This is a genomic window from Streptomyces sp. C, from assembly GCF_000158895.1.
Classification (GTDB): domain Bacteria; phylum Actinomycetota; class Actinomycetes; order Streptomycetales; family Streptomycetaceae; genus Streptomyces; species Streptomyces racemochromogenes.
Genome location: NZ_GG657750.1, coordinates 1,398,958 through 1,400,055, shown reverse-complemented (window position 1 = coordinate 1,400,055; position 1,098 = coordinate 1,398,958). Strand labels below are relative to the sequence as shown.

1 protein-coding gene is annotated in these 1,098 nt (G+C 73.5%); it reads left to right on the top strand.

Annotated features, from left to right (window positions below):
* Nucleotides 1–316 precede the first annotated feature (316 nt).
* Complete coding sequence (locus tag SSNG_RS06095; protein WP_042800610.1) at nt 317–1,081, top strand: polyprenol monophosphomannose synthase; 765 nt, start codon at nt 317–319, stop codon at nt 1,079–1,081.
* Nucleotides 1,082–1,098 lie beyond the last annotated feature (17 nt).

Genomic DNA, 1,098 nt, shown 5'->3' with positions numbered 1-1,098 from the left:
TCGGTGCGGTACGGGCGGCCCGCACCCGGATAGGTTCGGCCGGGCCCACCACAGGACGTCCCCACCGGACGGCTCCGTCCGCTCCGCGCGCCCGCGCCTCGGGGGCGAGGGAAGGTTTCGCCGGTGGGGGCGGCTCCCGGCGCCCACCGGGCCAGGGTGGCCCCGGACCGGGCCCGGCGGCCCAGTAGACAACGGTCACGGCGGCCCGCAGCCAGCGGGAGCCGGTCCGGCCCGAAGGGCCGCCGGACCCGGTCGCCGGCTGTTCTAAAATCATCCTGTCGTGACGGGACGGACGAAGAACACACAAGGGGAACCAGTGAGCGACGGCGGGCAGCGGACGTACGGACCGCTCGGCACCACCTTGGTGATCATTCCGACGTACAACGAGGCCGAGAACATCGGCCTGATCACCGGCCGGGTCCGCGCCGCCGTCCCCGAGGCCCACATCCTGGTCGCGGACGACAACAGCCCGGACGGGACCGGCAAGCTCGCCGACGAGCTGGCGGCCGCCGACGACCACGTCCACGTCATGCACCGCAAGGGCAAGGAGGGCCTCGGCGCCGCCTACCTCGCGGGCTTCGCCTGGGGCCTGGAGAACGGCTACGGCGTCATCGTCGAGATGGACGCCGACGGCTCCCATCAGCCGGAGGAACTGCCCCGGCTGCTCACCGCCCTGGGCGGCGCCGACCTGGTGCTCGGCTCCCGCTGGGTGCCGGGCGGCCGCGTCGTCAACTGGCCCAAGAGCCGCGAGTTCCTCTCCCGCGGCGGGTCCACGTACTCCCGGCTGATGCTGGACGTCCCGATCCGCGACGTGACCGGCGGCTACCGCGCCTTCCGCCGCGAAACCCTGGAGGGGCTCGGCCTCGACGAGGTCGCCTCGGCGGGCTACTGCTTCCAGGTGGACCTGGCCCGCCGGGCCGTCCGCAAGGGCTTCCGCGTCGTGGAGGTGCCCATCACCTTCGTCGAGCGCGAGCTGGGCGACAGCAAGATGAGCAAGGACATCGTGGTCGAGGCCCTCCTGCGGGTCACCCAGTGGGGCCTGAAGGAGCGCGCCGCCAAGCTGGCCGGCAAGCGCCGCTGACCCGGCTCGGCCCCCGG